This is a genomic window from Micromonospora sonneratiae (assembly GCF_042679305.1).
In the GTDB taxonomy this organism is placed as follows: Bacteria; Actinomycetota; Actinomycetes; order Mycobacteriales; family Micromonosporaceae; genus Micromonospora_H; species Micromonospora_H sonneratiae.
The window spans coordinates 58,250-64,775 of the sequence record NZ_JBHTMP010000042.1; the positions used below are offsets into that span (position 1 = coordinate 58,250).

Annotated in this window: 8 protein-coding genes; 2 read left to right on the top strand and 6 right to left on the bottom strand. The window is 71.1% G+C overall.

What is annotated here, in order from left to right; all coding sequences use genetic code 11:
• Window positions 1-85: 85 nt before the first annotated feature.
• The 6 genes from ACFQ4H_RS23880 to ACFQ4H_RS23905 all read right to left on the bottom strand — a co-directional run bounded on the left by ACFQ4H_RS23880 (window position 86) and on the right by ACFQ4H_RS23905 (window position 4,846).
• A complete protein-coding gene (locus ACFQ4H_RS23880; RefSeq protein WP_377574241.1) occupies window positions 86-847 on the bottom strand; it encodes an SDR family oxidoreductase in 762 nt (253 codons plus the stop codon).
• 73 nt (window positions 848-920) lie between these two features.
• Window positions 921-1,391 carry a hypothetical protein gene (locus tag ACFQ4H_RS23885; RefSeq protein WP_377574243.1) on the bottom strand — a complete coding sequence of 157 codons (471 nt, stop codon included), beginning with the start codon at window positions 1,389-1,391 and terminating at the stop codon, window positions 921-923.
• A complete protein-coding gene (locus ACFQ4H_RS23890; protein WP_377574246.1) occupies window positions 1,388-2,209 on the bottom strand; it encodes an MbnB/TglH/ChrH family RiPP precursor modification enzyme in 822 nt (273 codons plus the stop codon). Before ACFQ4H_RS23890 ends, ACFQ4H_RS23885 begins: the two co-directional genes overlap by 4 nt.
• A complete protein-coding gene (locus ACFQ4H_RS23895; RefSeq protein ID WP_377574249.1) occupies window positions 2,206-3,135 on the bottom strand; it encodes a TIGR04222 domain-containing membrane protein in 930 nt (309 codons plus the stop codon). The genes ACFQ4H_RS23890 and ACFQ4H_RS23895 overlap by 4 nt, the downstream gene beginning before the upstream one ends.
• A 151-nt stretch (window positions 3,136-3,286) precedes the next feature.
• Window positions 3,287-4,210, bottom strand: a complete 924-nt coding sequence (locus ACFQ4H_RS23900; protein WP_377574252.1) for a TIGR04222 domain-containing membrane protein — start codon at window positions 4,208-4,210, stop codon at window positions 3,287-3,289.
• 33 nt (window positions 4,211-4,243) lie between these two features.
• Window positions 4,244-4,846 (bottom strand): TetR/AcrR family transcriptional regulator, encoded by a 603-nt coding sequence (locus ACFQ4H_RS23905; protein ID WP_377574254.1) that lies wholly within the window; start codon window positions 4,844-4,846, stop codon window positions 4,244-4,246.
• A 90-nt stretch (window positions 4,847-4,936) separates the two neighbouring features.
• Here ACFQ4H_RS23905 and ACFQ4H_RS23910 point away from each other — a divergent pair, with 90 nt between their 5' ends.
• Complete coding sequence (locus ACFQ4H_RS23910; RefSeq protein ID WP_377574257.1) at window positions 4,937-5,803, top strand: carbon-nitrogen hydrolase family protein; 867 nt, start codon at window positions 4,937-4,939, stop codon at window positions 5,801-5,803.
• A 77-nt stretch (window positions 5,804-5,880) separates the two neighbouring features.
• Window positions 5,881-6,526, top strand: a 646-nt coding sequence (locus ACFQ4H_RS23915; RefSeq protein ID WP_377574260.1) for an HAD family hydrolase, incomplete at its 3' end; no start/stop codon positions are given.

Genomic DNA, 6,526 nt, shown 5'->3' on the forward strand with positions numbered 1-6,526 from the left:
GTGAGGCAGAACAGCCCACATACCAGTGCGATCAGTAGTTCCATCAGACCCAGTTTCGAGACCACCGCTCCTGCTCCACAACCGGCTAAAGGCTCCGCAACGCCCCGCCGTCGACCGGGATGGTCAGTCCGGTCAGGTAACCGGCGGCGGGGGAGAGGGCAAAGGCGGCGACCCGCCCGAACTCGTCCGGGTCACCCAGCCTCCGCAGCGGGATGGCCGCCTCCGCCTCGGCCCGGGCCCGGTCCGGGTCGCCGGTGGCGGCGAAGAGTTCGACGTTGCGATCGGTCATGATCCGCCCGGGGAGCAGACCGAAGATGCGGACGCCGCGCGGGCCGTACTCGTCGGCCATGTCCTTGGCCACCCCGGCCAGACCTGGCCGTAGCCCGTTGGAGATGCCCAGCCCGGCGACGGGAACCCGCGCCGACGTGGACAACACCAGGCCGATCGCGCCACCGGTGGGCAGCGCCGCGGCGATGGTACGAGCGGTGCGGACCGTGCCGAGGAAGACGGTTTCGAACGAGTCACGCCACTGCTGGTCGGTCATCGTCGCGGCGGTGCCCGGTGGCGGGCCACCGACGGAGATGAGCGCGCCGTCGATGCGTCCGAAGTGCTGGCGGGCGAGGTCCACGAGGCGTCCCGGGGTGTCCGGGTCAGCCAGGTCCGCAGTCACGCCGACCGCCCGATCCTGGCCGCCGAGCCGTTCGACCGCGGCTTCCACCTGAGTGGAGTCACGGGCGGAGAGCACCACCCGCGCACCATCGGCCACGAGGCACTGTGCGGTGGCGAAGCCCAACCCTCGGGAAGCGCCGGTCAGCACGTACACCCGGGATGCGAGTCCGAGATCCATGCGCCGATCCTGCCGTACCGGCGGATCGGACGCTACGTGCGCCCCGGTCCGCCGCCCACGGCCGGGACACCCGCTATCCGTGCCCCGGCCGACGCAGGATCCGAATCCGGCCGGCGACCTGCACCACGATGCCACCGTCGGCCCGCCGGACGACCGGCAGCCGACGTCGGCGCGGTGCGTTGCTGCCGTCGTACGACCAGCCGGCCTCGCGGACGGCCAGTTCCTCGGCGGCCGGCCCGGGTAACGGCGCGTCGGCCGCCAGCGTCCGGGCGAGATCCCAACCGTCGCGTAGCGAACCCTGGGTGGGCCGGGTGGCGGCCCACTGGGCGAACGTTGGCAGCCACCGGTCGCCGAGGCCGGCGGCCAGCAGCGGCCAGTGCCGGGCCACGTCCCCGGCCCGCTTGCGCAGCAGCGCCGTCCGGGCCACCGCGACCAGCCGGGGGTCGAAACCGGCCGGCACCGGGGCACCCGAGACCAGGGTGGCCACCAGTTCCGCCTGCCGGGTGGCGAGATCCGGCCGACTCGGTTCAGCGGCCCCGGTCATGTGATCGTGGGATAGCCGGAGGCTGCGGCGATGGCGTCCAGCTCACGGCGGAGCAGATCGGCCGGCGGGTAGTGCCCGTCGCGTTCCAGCAACAGGGCCGGGGGCCGGTGCCGGGCGCACAGCTCACCGATCAGGTCGAGCACGGGTGTCGGTACGGGATCGGTGTGTGTGTCGTGGTAGATACCGGCGTGCTCGGCACCACCGGCAACATGGGTGTAGGCGATCCGTTCCAGCGGCAGCCGGTCGAGCAACGCGACCGGGTCGGTGCCCCGGTTCCGGGCGTTGGCGTAGACGTTGGCGATGTCGAGCAGCAGCCAGGCGCCGGTACGATCGAGGATCTCGGTGATGAACTGTGCCTCGTCCATTTCGTCGTCGGGCCAGTCGAAGATGGCCGCGATCGGTTCGAGTGCGATCGGCACCGGCAGTTCGGTCTGGGCCCGGACGACGTTGGCGACCATCGCGTCCACCGCGTCCCGGGTCCGGGGCAGGGGCAGCAGGTGCCCGGCCTCGACGCCCCCGGCGCGGACGAAGGCGATGTGCTCGCTGACCAGTGGTGCGCCGAGCAGTTCGGCAACCTGGGCGAGGTGCGCGACCCGGGCCGGCTCGACCGGCTCCGCCCCGCCGAGGGAGAGCCGTACGCCGTGCGGGATGACGGTGACGTCGCGTGCTCGCAGTGCGCTCAGCGTGTCGGGGAGCGGCCCGTCAGCGCTGATCGACTCGGCGACCACCTCCACGAAGCGGAGTCCCGGCAGTTCGGCGACGACCCCCGAGATGTCGGGTCGCCAGCCGATGCCCACCCCGAGGTCGGGCAGGCTCATCCGCCGCACCCACCACATCCGCCGCAGCCACCGCCGCCGCACCCGCCGCCGCCGTCCCCACCGCCGTCCCCACCACCACTGCCACCGTTCTGGTCGCCGCTGCTGGCGATGGAGTGGCGCTCCACCTGGGCCTCGGCGGCGAAACCGGGGTCGAGCCCCCAGAGCGCGACACCGCCGAAGAGCGCGACGCCCATCGCCGCGCCGGCCGCACCGTAGGTCGCGTAGGCGGGCGAACTCTTGGGGGAGAGATGGGCGTGGTGGACCCGTAGTTGGCTCAGGGCGGAGTTGGCGGCCCGGGTGCGCAGTGGCAGGGCCAGTAGCAGCACCAGGGTGACCACGCTGAATGCGGCGAGCATGAGGACGAGCAGGAGCACCGGTTTGCCGTCGGTGAGCCCGGCGACGAGCCGGACCACACCTAGCCCCAGGAGACCGAGCAGCAGCAGCGGGATCAGTCGTGCCGATCGTCGCTGTCGGGCGGTCTCCAGAAGTCCGGCGGCTTCGAGTCCCTGCCGGAGTTGGTCGATCGCGGCGACCACCCAGGGGTGGGTCCGCAGGTCCCTGGGCCGGACCCGTTGGCCGGCAGCGTGGTAAACGGCCTGGTCCAGCGGGGTCGCACCGGGCGGTAGCGGGCCGCTGGTGACGAGACGGCCGTCCTTCATCCCGAGGATTCCAGCGGCGCGTAGCCCGCCCAGTGCGGTATCGACGGTGAGTTGGGTGCGATAGGCCCGGGAGGCGCTGTTGAGGTAGGCGACCTGTTGCGGGTGCAGTCGTTCCACCCCCTGGAAGTCGGGGGCCCCGCCGAAGAGGAATCGACGGTGCAGCACGGTGGCCACTGTCAACACGGCAGCGGCGAGGAAGAAGAGCAGCAGGAACACCGGCCCGGAGATGCCCCAGGTGTCGCCAACTGCCGCCAGACCGAACGCCATGGCGTCATTGTGGGACAGCCCTGCAACCCGGTCCATCCCCGCCTGCCTCGTCGACGGGCATCAGCGGGGCGGTGGCCGCTTCCCGTACGTGTGGACGACCGGGTGGGAACGTGTCGCCAGACATTGGGGCCGTCGACGTCGCCCGGTGCGGTCAGCCGCCGCAGCCGCCACCGCCGCAGCCGCCACCCCCACCACATCCGCCGCCGTCCCCACCGCTACTGCCACCGCCGCAGCCGCTGGTGCCAGCATTGCCACCGCTGCTGCTGCCAGCAAGGGCGTTGCGCTGGATCTGGGCCTCGGCGGCGAACTCCGGATCGAGACTCCACAGCGCGACACCGCCGAAGAGCGCGACCCCCATCGCGGCACTGGCTGCGCCGTAGCTCGAGTAGGCGGGCGTGTTCTTGGGGGAGAGGTGGACGTACTGCCTGCGTAGCTCGCTCAACACGCCTCTGGCGGCTCGGGTCTGTCGCGGCACCTTGGCCAGCAGCACCGTGGCGGCCACGGTGAAGATGACGAGCAGGACGATGAGGAAGGCCACCGGCTTGCCGGCGGCCAGCCCGGCGACGAGGCGGATGAGGCCCAGCCCGACGAGGCCGAGCAGCAGCAGCGGGAGAAGGCGCGCGGTGCGCCGCTGTTGGGCGGTCGGGGCGAGGCCAGCTACCTCCAGTCCCTCCCGCAGTCGGGCGAGGGCGGCGGTCACGAACTGATGGTTCCGGAGGTGACCCGGCCGGGTCTGCTGGCTTGCGGCGTTGTAGACGGCCGTGTCCAGCGGGGTCGCTCCGGCGGGCAGTGATCCGGTGATGACGAAGGCGCCACCGCGTGTCGCGAGGATGCCGGCGGCGCGCAGGCCACCAAGCGCGGCGTCGACGGCCAGCCGTTCACCGCCGTTGAGGTAGGCGACCTGTTGCGCATCCAGTCGCGGCACATTCCGCGACGGGCGCGAGCCGGAGAACTGGAGGATGCGTTGCAGCACAGTGGCCAGGATCAACAGGTCGCCGACGATGAAGAACATCAGCGCGAACACCGGGCCGGGGATGCCCCAGGTGTCACCTGCCGCCGCGAGACTGATCGTCATGGCGCCCATTGTGGGCCAGCCACGCCACCGGGTCTATCGCTGGTCCGTACCCGGTCGGGCCGCCGTCGGGCGACGTACCGCCTCTTCGACCAGATCGAGGACCGGGTCGAGGTCACCGGCCGGTCGGCCCATGGCCAGGTGCAGCACCAGCCCGTCGTAGGCCAGCTCCAGGAACCGCGCCAGCACCTCGATCGGTACGTCGTCGCGGAGCACCCCCGCGTCGCGTTGCCGTCCGAGCCGTTCCCGGGTGGCTTCGGCGATGGCTGCCGAGCGTTGTGCCCACCGGGTGGCGAACGCCGGATCGGTACGCAGTCGCCGGGACACCTCGAGCTGGCTGCCGAGCCAGCCGGCGGTGTCCGGGGCGGTCGCCCGGACCAGCAGGTCCCGCATCACCTGGACCAGACCGTTGCGCGCCACGGTCTCGACCATCGTCACCGCGTCGTCCTCGGCCACCGCGAGGAAGAGCGAGTCCTTGTCCCGGAAGTGGTGGAAGATCGCGCCCCGGGACAGTCCGGTGGCCTCCTCCAGACGCCGTACGGTGGCACCTTCGTACCCGTGCCGGGCGAAACAGGCGCGGGCCGCAGAAAGGATCTCCTGGCGGCGCGCGTCGAGCTGGTCCTGGCTTACCCTGGGCATTGGCTGATCGTTCCAGGTGACGCCCGGTGATGCAAACCGTACGTACGGCTTGGGTTAGCGCGGCTCGATTCGACCGGCTACGATCTCGCCGTGCCCCCCTCCGACGCGGTCCCGTCGCCAGCCCCGTTGACCGTCGCCGCGGCCCAGGCCGAGGCGGTTCCCGGCGACATGGTCGGCAATGTCGCGACCTCGGTTCGACTGGTGCGACGAGCTGCCGAGGCCGGGGCGGCTCTGCTGGTGCTACCGGAGCTGTTCCTGCCGGCGTACCACCCACCGGCCCTGCGCGACGACCCGGCCGGCACCGACGTGGCCGCGTCCGACGACGGGCGGGTCGACGATGCCAGGCTGGATCCGTTGCGGGCGGCAGCCCGGGACGGCGCAGTGGTCGTGGTCGTCGGCGCGTCGGTGCGTCACACCGACCAGCGTCGTACCTGCTCGTCCCTTGTGGTGGATCGTTCCGGTGACGTCACCGTCGGGTACGACAAACAGCATCTGTGCGGCGCGGACGAGATCGAGTTGTTCGTCCCGGGCAGCCGTGGGGCGACCCTGGTGGTCGACGGTTGGCGGTTCGGCCTGGGCATCTGCTACGACGCCTGCTTTCCCGAGCACGGGCGGGCAGCGGCTGACGACGGTGCGTACGGCTACCTGTGTCCGAGCGGCTACCTCACCGGCTCGGTGCATCGCCGTGACGTCTACTACCCGGCCCGGGCACTGGACAACGGCATGTACGTCGTCTTCGCCAACTCGGTCGGCGGGCCGGAACCGTGGCGGTTCAACGGTGGTGCCGCGATTTACGATCCGGAAGGCCGACCGCTGGACCGGGCGGCGAACGAGGGCGAGTCGGTGGTCGTGGCGACCCTCGACGCGGCCGAGTTGCTCCGGGTACGGGCCACCCACAGTATGCTGGTCGACCGGCTGCCCAACCAGGGAACAGCCCGCCAACTGCTGCTGCGATGAATATTTTTCTGATTGGTGGCGCAGTTGTTTACCTGATGGACTGTTGTGGAGTGCCGGAGTTCACGTAGGGTCGCGGCGTGCCACTGCTGCTCCTCGATCTGGACAACACCCTGCTCGACCGGGCCGGGGCCTTCCGGTCCTGGGCGCAGAACTTCCTGTCGGAGATAGGGGCACCGGCCGACGACCTCGACTGGTTACTGTCGGTGGACGCGGACGGGCTGACCGACCGGTGGGATGTCGCTGACGCTATCCGTGAACGATATGGCCTCCGTACCCCCTCGATCGAACTGGTCGACGCGCAGCATGAGGGGATGGCCCACTACACCCGACTCGATCCGTTGATTGCCTGCGCGTTGCGTATCGCGGGTGACGCGGGTTGGGTACCGGTGGTGGTCTGCAACGGTACGGTCCGCCAGGAGGACACCAAGATCCGCCGTACCGGCCTGGACCGGTACGTGGCGGACTGGGTCATCTCCGAGGAGGTCGGGGTCAGCAAACCCAATCCTCGGATCTTCGCCCTGGCCGCACAACGGGCCCGGATGCACCTGCGTGGGGCCTGGGTGGTTGGCGACGGGCCGGAAGCCGACATCGGCGGCGCTGCGGCGGTCGGGCTGCCCAGCGTGTGGCTGCACCGGGGGCGCAGGTGGGTGGACCGGCGCTTCGCTCCGACGCGGGTCGTCGACGGCCTGATCCAGGCGGTGGCGGCCGTGCTGGTCGGCTGCT

Coding starts and splice junctions, on each gene's coding strand:
- ACFQ4H_RS23880 (WP_377574241.1), bottom strand. CDS start 847: ATGGATCTCGGACTCGCATCCCGGGTGTACGTGCTGACCGGCGCTTCC.
- ACFQ4H_RS23900 (WP_377574252.1), bottom strand. CDS start 4,210: ATGACGATCAGTCTCGCGGCGGCAGGTGACACCTGGGGCATCCCCGGC.
- ACFQ4H_RS23890 (WP_377574246.1), bottom strand. CDS start 2,209: ATGAGCCTGCCCGACCTCGGGGTGGGCATCGGCTGGCGACCCGACATC.
- ACFQ4H_RS23885 (WP_377574243.1), bottom strand. CDS start 1,391: ATGACCGGGGCCGCTGAACCGAGTCGGCCGGATCTCGCCACCCGGCAG.
- ACFQ4H_RS23895 (WP_377574249.1), bottom strand. CDS start 3,135: ATGGCGTTCGGTCTGGCGGCAGTTGGCGACACCTGGGGCATCTCCGGG.
- ACFQ4H_RS23905 (WP_377574254.1), bottom strand. CDS start 4,846: ATGCCCAGGGTAAGCCAGGACCAGCTCGACGCGCGCCGCCAGGAGATC.